Below are 20,356 nucleotides of genomic sequence, written 5' to 3'. Positions count from 1 at the left end.
GGCTTTCGCAAGCAAAAATGAGTGAAATCAGCGTGTCAGGCGCTTGTGAGCCTGGCTGCCCGGGTTGAGGGCGTCGGGGCCGAGACGGCGAACCTTGTCCTGTTCATAATCCTCGAAGTTGCCTTCGAACCATTCGACATGGCCGTCGCCTTCGAAAGCGAGGATATGCGTCGCCAGACGGTCGAGGAACATGCGATCATGGCTGATGATGATGGCGCAGCCGGCGAAGTTCTCCAGCGCGTTTTCCAAGGCACCCAGAGTTTCCGTATCGAGGTCGTTGGTCGGTTCGTCGAGCAGCAGAACGTTGCCGCCGGCCTTCAGCATCTTGGCAAGGTGAACGCGGTTGCGCTGACCACCGGAGAGATTGCCGACCTTCTGCTGCTGGTCGCCGCCCTTGAAGTTGAAGGCGCCGCAATAGGCACGGGAGTTCATGTCGAATTTGCCGAGCTTGATGATTTCGGCGCCGCCGGAGATTTCCTCCCAGACCGTCTTGTCGGCCGCAAGGGTGTCACGGCTCTGGTCGACATAACCGAGATGCACGGTCTCGCCGATGCGGATCGAGCCCCCATCCGGCGTTTCCTGGCCGGTGATCATCCTGAATAGCGTCGTCTTGCCGGCGCCGTTCGGGCCGATGATGCCGACGATGCCGCCCGGCGGCAGCTTGATCGACAGGTCGTTGATCAGCGTGCGACCCTCGAAGCCCTTGGTGATGCCGTCCATCTCGATGACCACCTGGCCGAGGCGCTCGCTGACCGGGATGATGATCTGCGCGTCGCCGGGACGCTGCTTCTCGGCGGCATCCACCAACTGCTCGTAGGACTTGATACGCGCCTTGGACTTGGCCTGACGGGCCTTCGGGCTGGAAGCGATCCATTCCTGTTCGCGGCTGATCGCCTTCTGGCGCGATGCGTCTTCGCGGCTTTCCTGCAGCATGCGCTTGGCTTTCGCCTGCAGGTAGGCCGAATAGTTGCCTTCGTAGGGGATGCCACGGCCGCGGTCGAGTTCGAGGATCCAGCCGGTGACGTTGTCCAGGAAGTAGCGATCGTGGGTAATCATCATCACGGCGCCCGGATAGTCGCGCAGATGTTTTTCGAGCCAGGCGATGGTTTCGGCGTCCAGGTGGTTGGTCGGTTCGTCAAGCAGCAGCAGATCCGGCTGCGAAAGCAGCAGGCGGCAGAGCGCGACACGGCGGCGCTCACCACCAGAAAGGCTGGTGACTTCGGCGTCGCGCGGCGGGCAGCGCAGGGCTTCCATCGCCATCTCGACCTGGCTTTCCAGATCCCAGAGGTTCTGGCTGTCGATGACGTCCTGAAGCTTGGCGCCCTCTTCCGCCGTCTCGTCGGAATAGTTCATCATCAATTCGTTGTAGCGATCGAGGACGGCCGTCTTCGAGGCAACGCCTTCCATGACGTTCTCGAACACCGTCTTGTTGGCATCGAGATGCGGCTCCTGTTCGAGGTAGCCGACCGTCGCACCTTCGGCGAGCCAGGCTTCGCCGGTGTACTCCTTGTCCTGGCCTGCGATGATGCGCAGCACGGTGGATTTACCCGCGCCGTTCGGACCAAGGATACCGATCTTGGCATCCGGGTAGAACGAAAGGTGGATATTCTCCAGGATCTTCTTGTTGCCATAGGCCTTGTTGAGGCCGGACATATGATAGATGAACTGACGTGCCATGCTGCGCTGCTCCGGGCGGGAAACTTCGATTGTGCCGCTATGTAGGCGAAACAGCGCCTGCGGGCAACGCCAAACCCGGTTTACTCAGGATTTCCGGTCAAAAGCCCGCAGCGTCGACGACGCCCTCGTCACAGCCGAACGACGTTTTTCCAGCGCCCTGGATCAGATCGGCGAGGCCGGTAGTTTTCGCCGATGCCGCCCCGGCGGCTTCCGAAAGCCCGATCGTCAACTCGCTGATCATCCTGACATTGCCGGCCCGCCGGCAGCTCATCTTGACACGATCGCCGGCACCCGGCCCGAAGCTCTTGTCGAAAGCCGCCTTGATCGCGTCGGCCTTGACCGGCTTGCCGATATTGGCAGCGAAAAGATCGCGCACCGCCGACGCGTTGAGCGCGCTTACGAGATGCACGCCGACGCCGAAATAGTCGTCGGCACTCATCGTCGTGCAGGTGCCATGCTTCACCCATTCATGCCGTTCCAGACCGGATTGCGTGCCGGGCATCGCCTTTGCCAGCGCCGTCTTCGTCTCCGCCGCAAGCGTGACCTCCGGCAGCTTGTTCCAGTCGCCATCCTTGTCGGCGGCCTTCTGCTCGGCGCTCACGCCGCAATAATCCTGCCGCATCGGCCAAAGTCCGTGCAACGAAAAGTTCGTCGCATCGGGGCGCTCGCCGGTCTGGCTCGCACACTCGGCCTTCTTCTGGTTCGTCTGACAAAAGGCCGGCTGCCAGCTCGCCGCCAGAATGAAGCGGGTGCGCCCGCCAGCCTCCTGCGCCACGGCGGCGCCGGCAACAATCATCGACACGGCGAACGACAAGGTACGCAACTGCATGCTGCTCATTTCAACCCCCAAAAAAGAACAATACAGGAACAAATAAGCATCAAAATCAAAAGGCCGCAACCCTGAATCGCAACAAGGCCGCAAATTGTTATCAGATAGTCAAATGCCCATGTTGCAATTACCCGGCGATCTGGTCTGTTGCCGCCGGGAGGACCCACATGTTTTCTGAAACGCAAAGGCTCGCCGTGCCAGGGGCGTCGCTGGCCTATCACCATGCCGAGGCCATCACCCCGGCACGCGGCATCCTGTTGATATCGCATGGCTTGGCCGAACATTCGAGACGATACCGCTCCTTTGCCGAGGCTATGGCAGTGCGCGGATATCACGTCTATGCCCATGATCATCGCGGCCACGGCGAGACGACGGCACCCGATGCGCCGATCGGCCGCTTTGCCCGGCGCGGTGGCATCGAAAGGGTGATCGGCGACGTCATCGCCATGCGCGGCCATGCGGCCTCCCGCCATCCCGGCCTGCCGGTGATCCTTTTCGGCCATTCGATGGGCGGCCTCATCGCCCTCAATGCAGCCGTCACGGCTCCGGCCGACTTTGATGCAGTGGCGGTCTGGAATTCGAATTTCGCCGTTGGCCTTGCCGGCCGCGCCGCCCAGGCGATCCTGCTTGCCGAGCGCATGCTGAAGGGCTCCGACGTGCCGAGCAGCCTGCTACCGAAGCTCACCTTCGGCGCCTGGGGCAAATCCATTCCCGGCCGCCGCACCGAGTTCGACTGGCTGTCGCGTCTTCCTGATGAAGTCGACAAATATGTCGCCGATCCGCTCTGCGGCTTCGACGCCTCGGTCTCTCTCTGGCTCGATCTCTTCGAGCTGACCTTCCGCGCGTCGCAGAAAATCCATCTCGACCGGCTGCCGCCGGACATGCCGATCCATCTCGTCGGCGGCGGAGAAGACCCGGCGACGGAGCGTGGAAAAGCCGTGCTCTGGCTGTCAAACCATTTGAAAGGCCAAGGCTTCTCCCGTATCAGCACTGAGATATATCAGGACATGCGGCACGAAACACTGAATGAGATCGGCGCGGATGCGGCGATCGCAGCCTTCGCGGACTGGTGCGACGGGCGGTCGCGAGATCCTGAGCGATCAAAATCCTGAGCGACCAATATCCTGAGTACAGGGATTTCATCATGAACAGCACTTCCGCCCGCCCCGTTTCGTCCGCCTCCGACGTGACGATGGGGCTTGTGCTGATGTTTATCTCGGTGATGTTCTCGCCGCTCATCGATATTTTCGCAAAGCTTGCCATCGTCACAGTCCCGTCCGCGGAGATCACCGCCGGCCGCTTCGCCGTGCAGGCGCTCTGCATGCTGCCGATTGTGATATGGCGGCGCAGCTTCGCCGATTTTTCCTGGCGCCAGAACCTGTTCCATGCCATCCGCGGCGCGATCATCACTGTCTCGATGATCTCCTTCGTCACCACGCTGAAATACATGGCGGTCGCCGACGCGATTGCGATCTTCTTCGTCGAGCCGATCATGCTGACGATCCTCGGCGGTGTCTTCTTGAAGGAGACGATCGGCTGGCGGCGCTATAGCGCCTGCGGCGTCGGCTTCTTCGGGGCGATGCTGATCATCCAGCCGAGTTTCGAAGAAGTCGGCTACGTCGCGCTTCTGCCTGTCGTCAGCGCGCTCTGCATTGCCATCTTCGTGCTGATGACGCGAGTCCTCTCGCACAGGGAGGACCCTTGGGCGATGCAGTTCCAGATGAGCATCTGGGGCCTGCTCTTCTGCGCCATCCTGCTTTTCCTGGGCCAGGGAACCGGCTCCGATCTCTTCGATCCGGTCATGCCGGATGGCCGCGCCTGGTTCTATGTCGCCGGCGTCGGCGCCATGGCCGCGATATCGGGCATCCTCGGCGTCTATGCCTATCGCGCAGCACCAGCCTCGACGCTCGCACCGCTGCAATATTTCGAGATCGTCTCGGCGACGATCTTCGCCTGGCTGGTCTTTGGCGACTTCCCGGATGCGGTCAAATGGCTCGGCATCATGATTATCATGGCGTCGGGCTTCTACATTGTCTGGCGCGAGCGCCGCTTTGCATCGAAACCGGTATCCGGTACATCAGAGGCGACGCTGGCGCCCTAGATATAAGAATGAGAGCCCGGAGGAACATGACGGAGACCGTGACGAAAAAACCGCCGCTTGCCGGCATCCGGGTGATCGAGCTTGCCCGTGTGCTCGCCGGCCCCTGGGCGGGACAGATGCTCGCCGATCTCGGCGCCGACGTCATCAAGGTCGAAAATCCCGACGGCGGCGACGATACGCGCCAATGGGGTCCACCCTTCGTCGAGGGCGCCGACGGCGAGAATCTCTCGGCCGCCTATTACCACGCCGCCAATCGCGGCAAGCGCTCGGTCACCGCCGATCTGAAGAGCACCGACGGCCAGGATCTCGTCCGCCGCCTCGTCTCCACCGCCGATGTGGTCATCGAGAATTTCAAGCTCGGCGGCCTCGTCAAATACGGGCTCGATTATGACAGTCTGCGCAAGGTCAACCCGAAGCTCGTCTATTGCTCGATCACCGGCTTCGGCCAGAACGGCCCTTATGCCAGCCTCGCCGGCTACGATTACATCGTCCAGGGCATGTCCGGCTTCATGTCGATTACCGGGGAGCCGGACGGCCAGCCGATGAAGGCAGGCGTCGCCATCGCCGATATCTTCACCGGCATCTATGCCGTCTCTGCGATCGAAGCCGCTCTGATCCATGCCCTGAAGACCGGTGAAGGCCAGTTGGTCGACATGGCCCTGCTCGATGTGCAATCAGCCGTGCTCGCCAATCAGAACATGAATTACCTGGTCTCCGGCGAGGCGCCGACCCGCCTCGGCAATGCCCATCCCAATATCTCGCCCTATGAGGTCGTGCCGACGGCGGATGGTTACCTCATTCTCGCGGTCGGAAACGACGGCCAGTTCCGTCGCCTCTGCACCATCCTCGGCCTGGAGGCCATCGCCAGCGACGAGCGTTTCGCCACCAACAAGGCCCGCGTCGGCAATCGCGGCGAAGTGCGCCGCCTCGTCTCCACCGAAACGCTGAAATGGCAGAAGGCGGATCTGCTGAAGGCCTGTGAAGAGAATGCGGTTCCATCAGGCGCAATCAACACGATCGAGGAAATGTTCGCCCATCCGCAGGTACAGGCTCGCGGCCTGCGTATCGACCTTGCGGATTCAGCCGGCACCGTGATCCCCGGTGTCAGGACGCCTGTGGTGCTGTCGGAGACGCCGCTGCGTTATATCACGCCGAGCCCGCGTCTCGGCGAACACCAGGCAGAAATTCTGGCGGAACTCGCCGAGCGCGAGAGGAAGGCATCGTCATGAAGAAGGCATTGTCATGAAGAAGACGGGCGGGGAACTGATCGTCGAGGCGCTGAAGGCGAATGGCGTCAAGCGGCTCTCCTGTGTGCCCGGCGAGAGCTTCCTCGCCGTGCTCGACGCGTTGCGCGACAGCGATATCGACGTCCTCGTCTGCCGCCAGGAGGGCGGAGCGGCGATGATGGCGGATTGCTGGGGCCGGCTGACCGGCGAACCTGGTATCTGCATGGTGACCCGTGGCCCCGGGGCCACCAACGCCTCCGCCGGCCTGCATATCGCCAAGCAGGACTCGATCCCGATGATCCTGTTTATCGGCCAGGTACAGCGGGAAGCGCGTGAGCGCGAGGCCTTCCAGGAGGTCGAGTTCCGCCGCGCCTTCACCGAATTCGCCAAATGGGTGGGCGAGATCGACGATGCCGCCCGTATTCCCGAGTTCGTCACCCGCGCTTTTGCGGTCGCAACCTCCGGCCGGCCCGGCCCTGTCGTGCTGACGCTGCCGGAGGACATGCTGCGCGATGAGGTCGAGGCACCCCGCGCCAGGCACTATGCCAACGTCGAGGCCCATCCCGGCCGCCGCCAGATCGACGATTTCTATCTCCGCTTGCTGAAGGCCGAGCGGCCGATGGTGATCCTTGGCGGCACGCGCTGGGACGCCGATGCCGTCGCCGATTTTCAAAGTTTCGCCGAGCGTTTCCAACTGCCCGTCGGCTGCTCCTTCCGCCGGCAGATGCTGTTCGATCATCTCCATCCCTGCTACGCCGGCGATGTCGGCATCGGCATCAATCCGGCGCTGGCAAAGGAGATCAAGGAGAGCGACCTGCTGATCCTGCTCGGCAGCCGCATGTCGGAAATGCCGTCCTCGTCCTATACGCTGATCGATGTCCCCTACCCCCAGCAATCGCTGGTGCATATCTATCCCGACGCTTCCGAGCTTGGCCGCATCTATCGTCCGGATCTTGCCATCTGCGCGGCACCTGCCGATTTCGTCGCGGCACTCGCCGATCTGGAAGCGCCGGCCGAACCACACTGGACCGAGCGCACCGCGCGCCTGCACCAGGCCTATCTCGCCTGGTCGAAGCCGCCCTCGAGCGGACCGGGCGCCGTCCATATGGGGCCGATCATGGAATGGCTGGAGGCCAATACCGGGCAGGACGCGATCTTCACCAATGGCGCGGGCAACTACGCCACCTGGGTGCACCGCTTCCATCGTTTTCGCCGCTTCAACACCCAAGCCGCCCCCACCTCCGGCTCGATGGGTTACGGCCTGCCGGCCGCCGTCGCCGCCAAGCGGCTCTTTCCCGAGCGCGAGGTCATCTGCTTTGCCGGCGACGGCTGCTTCCTGATGCACGGCCAGGAATTCGCCACCGCCATCCGCTACGGCCTGCCGATCATCGCAGTCGTCGTCAACAATGGCATCTACGGCACGATCCGCATGCATCAGGAGCGCGAGTATCCCGGCCGCGTCAGCAGCACCGATCTGACCAATCCCGACTTCGCAGCCCTTGCCCGCGCCTATGGCGGCCACGGCGAGACAGTGGAAAAGACCGAGGATTTCGCCCTGGCGTTCGAGCGAGCGCGCGAAAGCGGCAAGCCGGCGATTATCGAAATCAAGCTCGATCCCGAAGCAATCACGCCCGCACGGACACTGACGCAAATCCGCGAGAAATCCTGATTGAAAAGCAGCATTTGAGGCAGCGTGAACCTCAGCGGGCGAGTTCGCGCCTCAGCATTCTGCCCAGTTGATCGCAGCTTGCTTTGGTATATTGTTTGGTTGACTGCCGCGTGACACCCCGGCGAGCAGTACTAAAGGCCCGTTCTGTGGCAGATTCCGGGTCTTTGAGTTCCTTTCGGGCAAACTTCAGAAAAAGAGCTTTCGCGTCACTGACGACCTGTGGACGCTTATAATGGATGTCGCAAGTCAATGCGATGACCATGCTCACTGAGGCCACGCCAAGCCCCTGACCTTTGGGGATTGGCGGAAGTTCTTCCGCGGAAGCCACGGAAGCCGCAAGGCTACCGGCAAAACAAAACATCAGCAGGCGCCTCGTCGACATCCGTGTCCCCAAATCAGATCGCAGCCGTGACGATGAACTCGACCTTGTATTTCGGAGCTGCGAGCTTGGCTTCGCTGGTGGCGCGGGCCGGCGGATTGGCCGGATCGATCCAGCCTTCCCAGACGGCGTTCATCTCGGCGAAATCGGCGATGTCGGCGAGGTAGATGATCGTCTGCAGGATCTTCGACTTGCTGCTGCCTGACGCAGCCAGCAGGCGGTCGACTTCGGCAAGCGAGGACTTGCACTGATCGGTGACGCTTTCGCCCTCGCCGACCTGGCCTGCGAGATAGACTGTATTGCCGTGAATGACGGCGCCGCTCATGCGCGAGCCGACGTCGATACGCTTGATGCTCATCATAGTCTCCTGAGTGAATGGAAGGTGGTGGCGCTGAGGTTCAACGCCGGAAATGGCGCCCGGAGCGGGCGCTCAATTGCGGATATGGTGGGTCTTTTGGTAGATCGCCGTCGAGCGTGCGCCGGAACGGCAATAGCCGAGCATCGGCCGCGGGAATTCGTCGAGCGCGTCGACCATGCCCTGCACGGCTTCCTCGGTCACGCCCATCGGCCCGACAGGCACATGGGCGATATTCAGGCCGAGCTCCTTGGCGCGCGCCTCGATAACGGAGAACGACGTCTGGTCGGGACTTTCATGGTCGGGGCGGTGGCAGACGATCGATTTGAACCCCAGCGCCTTGATCTCGTCGAGCTCCTCGAGCGTGATTTGGCCCGAAACCGAATATTCATCGTCGATCTGGCGAATATCCATCGTCTTGTCTCCTCAAAAATCGTGGGCTGAAGGTCTACGACGGAGGTCTGCCAGCGTCAACAACACTTCGCTCACAGGAAGGTAAAGGTCAGCGCATAGCTGCGGCTCTCGCCGGGCGCCAGCATGTTGAACTCACCAGTTGCCTCAAGCTCGTCGCGCGATATCCACCGATGCGAAACCGGCTCGATACCGATGATATGGGCCGGCGCCTTCTGGTTCCGCCAGACCTGCAGATGGGGCAGTGTGTCGGCGCGGAAACGCACCCGCAGCGTCCTGCCGCCGATTGCGGCGATCGGTCCGAGGCGGACCTCCGCGAACCCCTCCTCCGTCGCCGGCGCCGCGACGCAGAAGATGCCGCCCGGCTCCTCGCCGAACGTCCAGGGGAAGCCGCCATTTTCCAGCATCCGGCCTTCGAGCCGCGTGCCCTCGTCCAGCCATTTGCCGCCGGTGTTCATGTGGTACATCAGGAAGGTCGGCACCGTCCGATCGCTCGTATTGACGACCCGGTCCTCGAGCCGCACCTCGCCGGTCGCCCCATCGATCCGCCACAGCCGCTCGATGCGCTGCGGCAGTCCCTCGACGGTGGTGATGTCAATATCGGCACGGCATTCGGCATTGCCATTCTCGAACTTCGTCCACAGCACCTTTGCCGCGTGGCCGGAGGCCGATCCGTGCAGCGGATAGACCTTGCCGTCGTCCCGGCCGGGGATCGGCTGGCGGTGGCGGATATGGTCTGGCCCGCAGGTGAACAGGAAGCCCTCGAGCGAGTGATCGATTCGTGGATCGCCGTCATCGGGAATGGCGCGCTTCGGCGCGATGTCGACGCCGTCGACGATGCATCCGCCGATATCCAGCACAGATGTTTCGTCCAGCATCAGGCGCGGCCCGCTTGCGGCGGCAAATTCGATCATCACGGTCTCCTTGGGGAGTTGTCGGTCCTTAGAGCATGATGCCGAAAAGTGTGAGCGGTTTTCGGACGACATCATGCTCTAACTATATAATGTAGAACAGGATTCAGATTTTAAGCCGACCCAGCCTAAAATCATCCTGTTCTAGAGCGCCGAGCGTCCTTTCGGACGCACAAAGGACGCTCTAACACTTTGAATCAACGCATCATGCTTTGCGAAAAACGGAATCGATTTTCGCAAAACATGATGCGCTAGCGTTAGGTTTCGGGCCGCCATTCGTCAATCGGCGTCGCCCGCATCCTGCGTTTTTGCAGCAACCGTGGATTTTGCGGAACTGACACAAGGACGCAAACGTTTATGAGCAAAAGGAAATCTTAGTGATTTTCATATTTTGTTCAGCACGCTTTCATAAATTCCACACTAGCGTCAAAATTCGCAGGTGTGTGTCTGCCAGTCACTGTTCGAGGTATCAGACGTGAATCGCTTTTTGAAGTCGGCATTTTGCCTCGCGGCCGTCCTGGCTGCTCTTGCGGCTACAGCGCCGCAGGCAGGCGCGCAGCAGTTCCGCGATCGCCGCCAGAGCGATATCGTGCTCGTGACGCCGAGCGGCGAAATCCTCGACTATGTTCCAGCTGGCTATATCTACGCCCGCGACCGCAGCGGCAATCGCGTGTTGATCGACGACTATGGCAACGTCGTCGCCACCGAGATGCGCGCCCGAGGCTACTATCCGCCGCGGCCCGGCCCGCGCGAAGTCTATAACGACCAGTACGGCAACGACCCCTATTATTCCGACAACAATCCCGATGGCGATGCGCGTTATTCCGAGCGCGGCGCCGTCACCGGCGGCATTCCGCGCGATGCCGCGATCGAGCGCCGGCCGCTCGGCGACCAGCCCTATGCCGAGGATAACAGCATCGGCAATCCGCAGCCCGGCGACGACTATGCCTCGATCGACCCCGACCAACAGATCCCGCCTGCCGACCAGCCGAAGACCGCACCCGATGAACCTGTCATCACGCTGAAGAACAAGTCGAAGCCCGAGATCGTCGCACTGCAGGTCTTCCTCGATCGCGCCGGCATCTCTCCGGGCGTCATCGACGGCCATATGGGCTCGAACGTCACCAAGGGGATCTATGCCTATGACCAGATGACCGGGTCGAAGCTCGATCCCAACGACACCGATGCCATTCTGGAAGAACTGCGCATGAACGGCGGCCTGCCCGTCGTCAGTTACACGATCACGCCGGCCGATGCCGCTGGCCCCTTCGTTGCGGAGATCCCGGAAGATTATTCGCACAAGGCGCTGTTGCCGTCGCTCGCCTATACCTCGACCACCGAAATGCTGGCCGAACGCTTCCACATGGATGAGGCCTTTCTCAAGGAGATGAATCCCGGCGCCGATTTCAGCGTTCCCGGCACAGTCATCAAGGTCGTCAATCCGGGCGAGCCGAAGAGCGGCGCGGTCGCCCGCATCATCGCCGACAAGGGCCGCAAGCAGGTCTTCGCTTATGACGGTGCCGGCAATCTCCTCGCCGCCTATCCGGCGTCGATCGGCTCCTCCGACACCCCCTCCCCGTCGGGCTTGGTCAATGTCGAGCGTGTCGCGCTCAATCCCGGCTACACCTACAATCCGAAGATCAACTTCCAGCAGGGCGCCAATGACAAGATCCTCAACATCCCGCCCGGCCCGAACGGCCCCGTCGGCACCGTCTGGATGGCGCTTTCCAAGCCGACCTACGGAATCCACGGCACGCCCGAGCCCTCGAAGATCGGCCGCACTCAGAGCCACGGTTGTATCCGGCTGACCAACTGGGATGCCACCGAGCTTGCCAAGATGGTCAAGCCGGGAGTGACGGTCGAATTCGTCGACTGAAATCACTCTGACGATAACAACGACAAGGCCGCCGGATCGCTCCGGCGGCCTTGTCGTTTCAGGTGGGGATATATTCAGGCCGCCGAGCGGACCATCGGGCTCGTCACGCGGGCGGATGCCGTCAGCCTCACCGGCAGCTTGCGCATTATTTCTTCGGCAAAACAGGTAGCGTTTTCCCGGGCCTTGTCGAGGTTGCTGACGCGTGTGGGATCGATCGTGTGCAGCGTGCCGCCACAGTCGAAGATGTCGCGGAAGGCGGAGCGTTCGATGATAGCCGTATCGAGCACCGGCACATGCCGCTCGCTGAGCAGCGACTTGACGACTTGCAGCGCCCGCGTCGTCACCATCGAGTTGACGCGGGTGAGCACCACCGAATGGCCGATCTTGATGCCGGCCTTCTCATCCAGATACTGCAGCAGTTCGAGCACCTGCGCGCCACCGCGCGCATCCATCGCACAGCCCTGAATGGGGATCAGCACATGGTCGGAAAGGCCGACGGCGGTGGCAAGCAGCGGATTGCGCGCACCCGGTAGGTCGACGATGAAATAGTCGGTATTGTGCTTGTTCTCGCTGATATGCAGCGGCAGCGACGCAGTTGTCACGAAATCGATCACCGAAAGATTGGCCACATGACCTGATATTTCGTGCCAGCGCGAAATCCAGTGCTGCGGGTCGGCGTCGAGAATGGTGACGCGATAGCCTTTGCGGGCAAGCTCGGTCGCGAGCAGCAGAACAGCGGTCGTTTTGCCGGCGCCGCCCTTGGTATTTGCGAATGTGATGACAGGCATGTTCGGTCCTCGGAAGGAATGGTGCGAGCTGGAATCGCTCTCTTACGCACCGTCGGAGCATCGTGCGGTTAATCCATCCTTTCTAATCATGGTTAACAAATTCGAAACACGCGCGGCGAAATTGCAGCCGGTATTTTTCACATCCCTAAAAATAGGGATATCGCGGCAACGAAAAAAGCCCGGAAAACCGAGGTTTTCCAGGCCAGTCTGTAGGTCCGCTCTTATGTTGTCAGAAGCAATCCCTGAAAAGGGCCTTGGTATTTTCGAGTGTCATTGCAACCGGGTTGCCGCCGGCGCTCGGATCTTCGATCGCCATGGCCGACAATTCGTCGATGCGGTCGGCGGCGATTCCCATCGCCGACAGCGTCTCCGGCACGCCGAGTTCGGAGCGGAGCTTCAGCACATAATCGTAGAACCCGTCGAAACCGCCCGAAATGCCGAGATAGGCCGCGGCACGGCCGATCTTCTCCTCGATCGGCTTGCGGTTAAAGCGCAGCACCGCCGGCATCACCACCGCGTTGGTCATGCCGTGATGGGTGTTGTAGACGGCGCCGATCGGGTGCGACAGCGCGTGAATGGCGCCGAGCCCCTTCTGGAAGGCGACCGCGCCCATGGCGGCAGCGGCCATCATGTTGGCGCGAGCCTCCAGATCCGTGCCTTCCCTATAGGCGCGCGGCAGGAATTCCTTGACGAGCCGCATGCCTTCGAGCGCGATGCCGGCTGACATCGGGTGATAGAAGGGCGAGGAATAGGCCTCCAGGCAATGGGCGAAGGCATCCATACCGGTGCCGGCCGTGATGATCTTCGGCATGCCGACCGTCAGTTCCGGATCGGAAATAACGACACCAGGCAGGAACTTCGGATGGAAGATGATCTTCTTCACATGCGTTTCGGAATTGGTGATGACGCTGGCACGCCCGACTTCCGAACCGGTGCCTGCCGTTGTCGGCACCGCGACGATCGGGGCGATGCCGTCCAGGCTCGCACGCGTCCACCAGTCGCCGATATCTTCGAAGTCCCAGACCGGCCGCGTCTGGCCAGCCATGAAGGCGACGCACTTGCCGAGATCGAGGCCGGAGCCGCCGCCGAAGGCGACCACGCCGTCATGGCCGCCGTCCTTGAAAGCCCTGACGCCGGCTTCGAGGTTCTTCTCGTTCGGGTTCGGATCGACGTCGGCGAAGATCGCCCGGCCGAGACCGGCATCTTCGAGGATATCTAGCGCAGTCTTGGTGATCGCCATCGAGGCAAGGCCACGGTCGGTGACGAGCAGTGGCTTCTTGATGCCGAGGCTCTTGCAGGCGTCAGCCAGTTCCGCGATGCGGCCTCGGCCGAGCTTGACCGATGTCGGATAACTCCAGTTTGCGGTGATGTTGCTGCTCATGCTGTGACTTTCTTCAGATGGAAGGATTTCGGACGCGTCAGATTGTGGAAGCCGATGATCGACAGCGAGCCGCCGCGGCCGGTCTCCTTGACGCCGGTCCAGCAAAGCGCCGGATCGAGATAGTCTGCGCGGTTCATGAAAACGGTGCCGGTTTCGATCTCGCGGCCGAGCCGCCCTGCCCGCTCGGCATCCCTGGTCCAGAGCGAGGCCGTCAGCCCGTACTGGCTGTCGTTCATCAAAGCGAGTGCCTCCTCGTCGCTCTTCACTTTCATGATGCCGACTGCCGGACCGAAAGTCTCCTCGCGCATGAAGGCCATCGAGTGGTCGACATCGACGAGAATCTGCGGTGCGAGATAAGCGCCGCCGTCATCCTGGGGGAAAAGCTTGGGATCGACAAGCGCTTTGGCGCCCTTGGAAACCGCATCGGCGATCTGCTCGCGCACCACCTTGGCGAAGCGCTTATGTGCCATCGGCCCGAGCGAGGTTTCCGGATCGAGCGGATTGCCGAGCTTGTAGTTCGATACCCAGGCAACCGATTTCTCGACGAAGGCGTCGTAGAGCGATTCATGCACATAGATGCGCTCGATGCCGCAGCAGCACTGGCCGGAATTGTAGGTCGCGCCATCCATCAGCGTGTCGACGGCCGCCTCGAGATCGGCGTCCTCCATGACATATCCCGGATCCTTGCCGCCGAGTTCGAGGCCGAGGCCGGTGAAGGTGCCGGCAGCCGCCCGTTCCATCGACCGCCCGCCTTCGACCGATCCGGTGAAGTTGACGAAATTGAAGCTGCCGGCGGCAATCAGCGCTGACGTCGTTTCATGATCGAGAAAGACGTTCTGGAACACATCCTCGGGAACGCCGGCCTCGATGAAAGCCTGCACCAGCCTCTCGCCGACCAGCAGCGTCTGCGAGGCATGCTTCAGCACGACGGTGTTGCCGGCCATCAGCGCCGGCGCAATCGTGTTGATCGCCGTCATATAGGGATAGTTCCATGGTGCTACGACGAAGACGACGCCATGCGCCTCGCGCTCGATGCGCCGCTCGAAACGATCGCTCTCCTCGACGACAACAGGCGCCATCGCGTCCGCCGCGATCGAGGCGACATAGTTGGAACGCTCGTTGAAACCCTTGTATTCGCCGCCGTACTTGATCGGCCGGCCCATCTGCCAGGCAAGCTCCGGCACGACGACATCGGACATCTCGTTCAGCCGCGCAGCACCCTTCAACACCAGTTGCACACGCTCTTCGAGCGGCCGCTTCGCCCAGCCCTTCTGCGCCTTGCGCGCACGCGCCACGACGTCCTTAGCGGCGTCGAGCGAAAGGGCTGCGCGCTCGGCATAGACCGACCCGTCAACCGGTGAAATGCATTGGATCATTGCCATGATCTGTTCCTATCCTCGTATTCTTCAAAATTTGAGTGAGGCCGTGGCCCCTCATCCGCCTGCCGACACCTTCTCCCCGTAAACGGGGCGAAGGGGATATGCCGCACCGGCTTTCCCCAACATCGACGCTGCGTTTGGCACGTCCCCTCTCCCCGTTTTTACGGGGGTCCGTAGGACGGGTCGAGACCAGTGGCTCGACCCCGGCAAGGTTAGGGTCAGGGCCAAGCAAATCGCAAATGCCTATTAAGCTCTTTCGAAACCGCGCGCCACTTCCCAATCGGTGATGCGGCGGTCGTATTCTTCCTGCTCCCATTCGCCGGCGCGCGTATAGTGGTCGATCACGTCGTCGCCGAAGGCCTTGCGCAGCATCGCCGATTCCGTCATCGCCGCCGTGGCCGCGCGCAGCGTGCGCGGGATCTCGCGAACGCCCTTGCCGCCATAGGCGTCGCCGACGAAGGGCGCTTCGAGTTCGAGCTTGTTTTCGATGCCGTCAATGCCGGCGGCAAGCAGTGCGGCGAAGGCGAGATAGGGATTGAGATCGGAGCCGCCGACGCGGCACTCGATACGAATTCCCTTGGTCTCCTCGCCGCAGAGCCGGTAACCGGCAGTGCGGTTGTCCTTGCTCCAGATCGCCTTGGTTGGCGCAAATGTGCCGGCCATGAAGCGCTTGTAGGAGTTGATATAGGGCGCCAGGAAATAAGTGATCTCGCTCGCATGAGAGAGAAGCCCGGCAACGTAATTGTGCATCAGCGGCGACATGCCGTATTTGCCGGTATGATCGAAGAACAGCGGCTTTTCCTCCAGGCTCCAAAGCGACTGATGGATATGCGAGGAACTGCCGGCGGCATTGTAATTCCACTTGGCGAGGAAGGTGATGGCCTTGCCCTTCGACCAGGCGATCTCCTTGCAGCCGTTCTTGATGATCGCGTGCCGGTCGGCCATGGCGAGGGCGTCGGCGTAGCGCACGTTGATCTCCTCCTGGCCGGCCGAAGCCTCGCCCTTGGAGTTCTCGACCGGGATGCCGGCGCCCTGCAGCCCGGTGCGGATCGCCCGCATCACCTCTTCCTCCTTGGTGGTCTGGAAGATGTGATAATCCTCGTTATAGGCGCTGGCGAGTTTGAGATTGCGGTAGCCCGCGGCCTGCGCCGACTCGTAGGTCTGGTCGAACAGGAAGAATTCGAGCTCGGAGGCCATATAGGCCTTCATGCCCATATCCTCGAGGCGCTTCACCTGCTTCTTCAGGATCGCGCGTGGAGAATGGGCGACCTCTTCATGCGTATGGTGGTCGAGCATGTCGCACAGCACCAACGCCGTACCTTCGAGCCAGGGAATGCGACGCAGCGTCGAAAGATCCGGCTTCATCGTGTAATCGCCGTAGCCCTTCTCCCAACTCGTCGCCTTGTAGCCGGAGACGGTCTCCATCTCCATGTCCGTGGCGATCAGGTAGTTGCAGCTATGCGTTTCCTTCCAGGCGCTCTCGACGAAATATTCTGCCTGGAAACGCTTGCCCATCAGCCGGCCCTGCATATCCACCTGGCAGGCCAGAACCGTGTCGATACGCCCTTCGGCAACATCCTTCCTGAGATCGTCGATTGTGTAGCTGCTCATGGTTGATCCGCCTGAATTGGGATTGAAAAATTGGGGCAACGAAATCGCATGCGCTCGGCCGGGCTTTGCGGCCTGATGCCTTTTCGTTGAACCGGTGATGGGGCCGCAGGATGCGGCCCCGCCATTTGAGAGGGAAGCTCGATGCTTAGTTTTCGCCGCTTTCGCCGACGGCGGCTTCGGCGGCCGCGATCTCGGCCTGGCGCTTCGCCACTTCGGCACCGATCGGCGGCCCCTTGAAGCGGCGGCTTTCGAAGCCGAACCAGACGATTGCCGTCAGCACCAGGAAACCGACGGTGATGTAGAGCGCCCATTCATTCGGCGGCTGGATGCCGAGGATGAAGATCAGGATCATCGCGATGACAGTCAGCACAGCAAAGAGCTTGAAGGCGCCTTCGCCGAGGTTCCACGGACCCATCTTGTCCCACTTTGACGTGCCCCAGGCAAAGAGACCGAGGGTGATCGGGATCGCGAAGGAGAAGAACAGGAAGATGACCGTGCACGACACGACGATCGTATAGACCGGCGTGTCACCGATCGTAGCGAGCGAAGAGCCCCAGACGAACAGAACCGACAGGATCGAGCCGGTCCAGATCGCGGCCACCGGCGTGCGATACTGCGGGCTGACCTTCGACAGCGCCTTCGATGCCGGCAGACCGCCGTCACGCGAGAAGGCAAAGATCATGCGCGAGACCGAGGTGACGGTCGCAAGGCCGCACAGCCACTGGCTGACCAGGATGGCAAAATAGAGAATGTCCTTGACGATCGGGTTCACTTGGCTGTCCATCGCCCAGAAGAACACGTTCCAGCCCTGCTTTGCGGCATCGTCCATGTTCGGCAGCATGAGAACGAAGGCGCACAGCATGATGTAGCCGAAAAGCGCCGACCAGAGCACCGACGCGACCATGCCGCGCGGAACAGATTCGGCAGCCTTGACTGTCTCTTCCGACGTATGCGCCGAGGCGTCATAGCCGGTGATGGTATAGATCGGCAGCAGCAGGCCGAGAAGGAAGACCCAGGCGCTTGAGGTGGTCGGCCAGACATTGCCGCCGACTTCGCCGGAATAATTGGCAAAGGTGAAGAGGCGGCCGAACTCGTAGGAGGGCGCCGCGGCGAGGCAGACGAGCGCTAGCGCGATCGATGTCGCGAAGATCAGATACCCCGAGAAATCGGTCAGCTTCGCGGTCAGGCCGATGCCCATGTGGTTCACGAGCGCTTGCGCGCCGGTGATGATCACGAGGAAGATGATGCGCACCGTCGTCGAGTCGGTCAGCCCGAGATAGGTCGTGCCGAACGAACCCATGAAGAAATAATAGGTGCCGACATTGATGGCGCCAAGCACGGTGACGAGACCGAGCAGGTTGAACCAGGCGGTCAGCCAGCCGGTGAAGCGGTTGCCGAGGATCGAACCCCAGTGATAGAGACCGCCGGCCGTCGGATAGGCCGAGCTGATCTGCGCCATGGCGACGGCGAAGACGAGCGAGATAAAGCAGCCGACCGGCCAGCCGATGCCGATGGCCGCGCCGCCGGCGCCGGAGGTCGCCTGCGCCAGCGAATTGATGCCGCCGGAAAGGATGCAGATGATGGAGAATGAGACGGCGAAGTTCGAGAATGAACTCATTCGCCGTTCGAGTTCCTGGGCATAACCCATCGAATGCAGGATGTGCACATCCTGCTTCTTGTCCAGTTCGGTATAGTCCGACATGACTTCCCCCTGTTCACGATCGGCCGCGGGATTGCGGGCCGATTCAGTGCCAATTGCCCGCGACATTTGCGCCGTGCGGACGTTCGCAGTTAAACTGCTCCCTCGGGTCTTCTTTTTATTCAGCCGTCCAGACTTTGCTGGAGCAGCCCTTTCAAATAATCGGCCATGAACCCTTGGCCGATATCGTCTGCGATGAGGTCGTTGCGGACCTCGATCATCACATTGCGCAAGCCGTTCGAAAGCCCGTGCAGGATCAGCGTGTGGGTCACGCCGTCCTCAGGCCCGTAAGGCTCGTTGCGTTCCGTCCTGTAAAGCGGCGCCTCGGCCGCTGCCTCCAGCATACGGTCGGCGATCCGGCTGTCCTCATCGTGCAATATGCCGAGTTCGACCGCGCGTTCGCGGCCATGATAGACCGGCGTGAAGCTGTGCATCGTCACAATGATGCTGTCATGCCCCCTCGCCCGGCGATCGCGGATCAGCCCGCGAATGGCGTCATGGAAAGGTACATAGAGCGCGTCGGTGCGCGCAAGCCGTTCTTCAGGGCTCAAATCCTTGTTGCCGGGAACGGCGTAGATTTCGCTGGTCTCCGGCATGGCGCCGGGTGAACCGGGCGGCCGGTTGCAGTCGTAGACAAGCCGGGAGAACCGCTGGTAAACGAGCGTCGCGTCGAGCGCTTCCGATAGGATGCGGGCCACCGCCAGCGCGCCCGGGTCCCAGGCAATGTGACTGGAGAGCGCTTCGCTGGGCAGGCCGAGATCGCCGAAAAGGGCTGGAAGCGCATTCGAAGCGTGCTCACAGACCAGAAGCACCGGGCTCCGGCCGTGGATACGTTCGATCCCGACGCAGTCACCGTCCGCTTCACTGAGGATTTCCGGCCGGGCCAGCACCAAAGGCGCCACTCCTATCCCTTAACAAATTCTTGATGAAGAAAAGAATTCTTCAGGTTTCGGTCAGTGTCAAGCATGGACTGAAAATTTCTTTTCATGACAGTGGTTGACATGGATTATGACAGCGTTGTTAACTTTGAGTGGGAAAGTGGCGCCAGACCATCCCGGGGAGCATAGTTACGTGACAGTTGCGTCGAAGACGGTTTCGGACGTCATACACTCGCATTTGGGGGTGTTGACGCGCGCCGAGAAGCAGTTGGCCGAAAGCCTGCTCGACAATTATCCGGTCTCGGGGCTTGGCAGCATCACCACGATCGCCGAGAATGCCGGCGTCTCGACGCCGACCGTCGTGCGCATGGTGCAGAAGCTTGGCTTCAAGGGTTATCCTGACTTTCAGGCGCATCTGCATCAGGAAGTCGAGGCGACGATCTCGAACCCGATCGCCAAGCACGACCGCTGGGCGCAGAACGCACCAGGCACCCATATTCTCAACCGTTTCGCCGATGCCATCATGGGCAACCTGCGCCAGACGCTGACCGATCTCGACACCGCGACGTTCGACAGCGTCGCCGCGTTGCTCTCCGACCGCAAGCGCGGCCTTTATTTCGTTGGCGGCCGCATCACCGGCGCGCTTGCCGAATATTTCTTCACCCATATGCAGGTGATCCGACCGGCAACGACGCTGCTATCGTCGAATTCCAGCAGCTGGCCGCAATATGTCCTCAACATGAATGCCGGCGACATCCTGATCATCTTCGACATCCGCCGCTATGAGCAGGAGATGGTGAGCCTTGCGACCGCCGCCCGCAAACGCGGCGCCGAAATCATCGTCTTTACCGACCAATGGGGCTCGCCGGCCGCCAAGCTCGCCAGGCATGCCTTCCGCGTCCGGATCGAGGCCCCGTCGGCCTGGGATTCCTCCGTCGTCACCCTTTTCATCGTCGAAGCGCTGATCGAGGCCGTTCAGAATTCGACCTGGGACGAGACGAAAGAGCGCATGAAGACACTGGAAGGCCTGTTCGAGCAGACCAGGCTTTTCCGTAAACCGGGTTAGGAGGACAAGACTAAAACAGAAGAAAAACAATGGCGGATTTTTCGCGGAAAAAGACGGCGTTGTCGCAAATAAAACATTTGTCGCAACCCCCGCTATTCACAGCAGAATTAACGTCATCGA

General features: G+C 61.3%; 18 protein-coding genes. 6 read left to right on the top strand and 12 right to left on the bottom strand.

Annotated features, from left to right (window positions below; translation table 11 throughout):
- Positions 1-27: 27 nt before the first annotated feature.
- Together ettA and GR198_RS29910 are read right to left on the bottom strand one after the other, a co-directional pair.
- Positions 28-1,677, bottom strand: coding sequence for an energy-dependent translational throttle protein EttA (gene ettA / locus GR198_RS29915; RefSeq protein WP_029873397.1), 1,650 nt, complete (start codon positions 1,675-1,677; stop codon positions 28-30).
- 97 nt (positions 1,678-1,774) lie between these two features.
- Positions 1,775-2,515: a ribonuclease T2 family protein gene (locus GR198_RS29910; RefSeq protein WP_029873396.1), complete on the bottom strand. Its 741-nt coding sequence runs from the start codon at positions 2,513-2,515 to the stop codon at positions 1,775-1,777.
- Positions 2,516-2,673: 158 nt separating this feature from the next.
- Between GR198_RS29910 and GR198_RS29905 the strand changes: the two genes are divergently transcribed.
- From GR198_RS29905 to GR198_RS29890, 4 genes are read left to right on the top strand one after another with little or no spacing between them, the layout of a single operon-like run.
- Positions 2,674-3,618, top strand: a complete 945-nt coding sequence (locus GR198_RS29905) for an alpha/beta fold hydrolase (RefSeq protein ID WP_029873395.1) — start codon at positions 2,674-2,676, stop codon at positions 3,616-3,618.
- 32 nt (positions 3,619-3,650) lie between these two features.
- On the top strand, positions 3,651-4,607 hold the full coding sequence (locus GR198_RS29900) for a DMT family transporter (protein ID WP_029873394.1): 957 nt from the start codon (positions 3,651-3,653) through the stop codon (positions 4,605-4,607).
- Positions 4,608-4,633: 26 nt separating this feature from the next.
- Positions 4,634-5,836 carry a CaiB/BaiF CoA transferase family protein gene (locus tag GR198_RS29895; protein WP_029873393.1) on the top strand — a complete coding sequence of 401 codons (1,203 nt, stop codon included), beginning with the start codon at positions 4,634-4,636 and terminating at the stop codon, positions 5,834-5,836.
- Between the two features lie 13 nt (positions 5,837-5,849).
- Positions 5,850-7,502, top strand: coding sequence for a thiamine pyrophosphate-binding protein (locus tag GR198_RS29890; RefSeq protein WP_029873392.1), 1,653 nt, complete (start codon positions 5,850-5,852; stop codon positions 7,500-7,502).
- 31 nt (positions 7,503-7,533) lie between these two features.
- Here the strand turns inward: GR198_RS29890 and GR198_RS29885 are convergent, their stop codons facing one another.
- The 4 genes from GR198_RS29885 to GR198_RS29870 form a co-directional block, all read right to left on the bottom strand.
- Positions 7,534-7,884 (bottom strand): hypothetical protein, encoded by a 351-nt coding sequence (locus GR198_RS29885; protein WP_029873391.1) that lies wholly within the window; start codon positions 7,882-7,884, stop codon positions 7,534-7,536.
- Positions 7,885-7,897: 13 nt separating this feature from the next.
- Entirely contained in the window at positions 7,898-8,239 is a 342-nt protein-coding gene (locus GR198_RS29880) for a RidA family protein (RefSeq protein WP_017994739.1), read from the bottom strand.
- A gap of 72 nt (positions 8,240-8,311) precedes the next feature.
- The gene (locus GR198_RS29875) at positions 8,312-8,650 is read right to left on the bottom strand and encodes a TIGR01244 family sulfur transferase (protein WP_003541467.1); all 339 of its coding nucleotides are present in this window, start codon (positions 8,648-8,650) and stop codon (positions 8,312-8,314) included.
- A 71-nt stretch (positions 8,651-8,721) separates the two neighbouring features.
- Positions 8,722-9,561: an aldose 1-epimerase family protein gene (locus tag GR198_RS29870; RefSeq protein WP_164070111.1), complete on the bottom strand. Its 840-nt coding sequence runs from the start codon at positions 9,559-9,561 to the stop codon at positions 8,722-8,724.
- A 472-nt stretch (positions 9,562-10,033) separates the two neighbouring features.
- Between GR198_RS29870 and GR198_RS29865 the strand changes: the two genes are divergently transcribed.
- Positions 10,034-11,434 (top strand): L,D-transpeptidase, encoded by a 1,401-nt coding sequence (locus GR198_RS29865; protein ID WP_029873389.1) that lies wholly within the window; start codon positions 10,034-10,036, stop codon positions 11,432-11,434.
- Between the two features lie 74 nt (positions 11,435-11,508).
- Here the strand turns inward: GR198_RS29865 and GR198_RS29860 are convergent, their stop codons facing one another.
- The 6 genes from GR198_RS29860 to GR198_RS29835 all read right to left on the bottom strand — a co-directional run bounded on the left by GR198_RS29860 (position 11,509) and on the right by GR198_RS29835 (position 19,185).
- The gene (locus GR198_RS29860; protein WP_062945287.1) at positions 11,509-12,222 is read right to left on the bottom strand and encodes a ParA family protein; all 714 of its coding nucleotides are present in this window, start codon (positions 12,220-12,222) and stop codon (positions 11,509-11,511) included.
- Positions 12,223-12,451: 229 nt separating this feature from the next.
- Positions 12,452-13,603, bottom strand: a complete 1,152-nt coding sequence (locus GR198_RS29855) for an iron-containing alcohol dehydrogenase (protein ID WP_017961338.1) — start codon at positions 13,601-13,603, stop codon at positions 12,452-12,454.
- Positions 13,600-14,985, bottom strand: coding sequence for an aldehyde dehydrogenase family protein (locus GR198_RS29850; protein ID WP_012758321.1), 1,386 nt, complete (start codon positions 14,983-14,985; stop codon positions 13,600-13,602). Before GR198_RS29850 ends, GR198_RS29855 begins: the two co-directional genes overlap by 4 nt.
- A 243-nt stretch (positions 14,986-15,228) precedes the next feature.
- Complete coding sequence (locus tag GR198_RS29845; protein WP_029873388.1) at positions 15,229-16,593, bottom strand: glutamine synthetase family protein; 1,365 nt, start codon at positions 16,591-16,593, stop codon at positions 15,229-15,231.
- A 145-nt stretch (positions 16,594-16,738) separates the two neighbouring features.
- The gene (locus GR198_RS29840) at positions 16,739-18,295 is read right to left on the bottom strand and encodes an amino acid permease (protein ID WP_029873387.1); all 1,557 of its coding nucleotides are present in this window, start codon (positions 18,293-18,295) and stop codon (positions 16,739-16,741) included.
- 119 nt (positions 18,296-18,414) lie between these two features.
- Positions 18,415-19,185 carry an N-formylglutamate amidohydrolase gene (locus GR198_RS29835; protein ID WP_029873386.1) on the bottom strand — a complete coding sequence of 257 codons (771 nt, stop codon included), beginning with the start codon at positions 19,183-19,185 and terminating at the stop codon, positions 18,415-18,417.
- Positions 19,186-19,363: 178 nt separating this feature from the next.
- Between GR198_RS29835 and GR198_RS29830 the strand changes: the two genes are divergently transcribed.
- Positions 19,364-20,236, top strand: a complete 873-nt coding sequence (locus tag GR198_RS29830; RefSeq protein ID WP_017961343.1) for a MurR/RpiR family transcriptional regulator — start codon at positions 19,364-19,366, stop codon at positions 20,234-20,236.
- Positions 20,237-20,356: the final 120 nt, after the last annotated feature.

This window comes from Rhizobium leguminosarum (assembly GCF_010668065.1).
In the GTDB taxonomy this organism is placed as follows: domain Bacteria; phylum Pseudomonadota; class Alphaproteobacteria; order Rhizobiales; family Rhizobiaceae; genus Rhizobium; species Rhizobium leguminosarum_S.
Note: the sequence above shows the minus strand (reverse complement) of the source record. Positions and strands in the feature narration are given on the sequence as shown.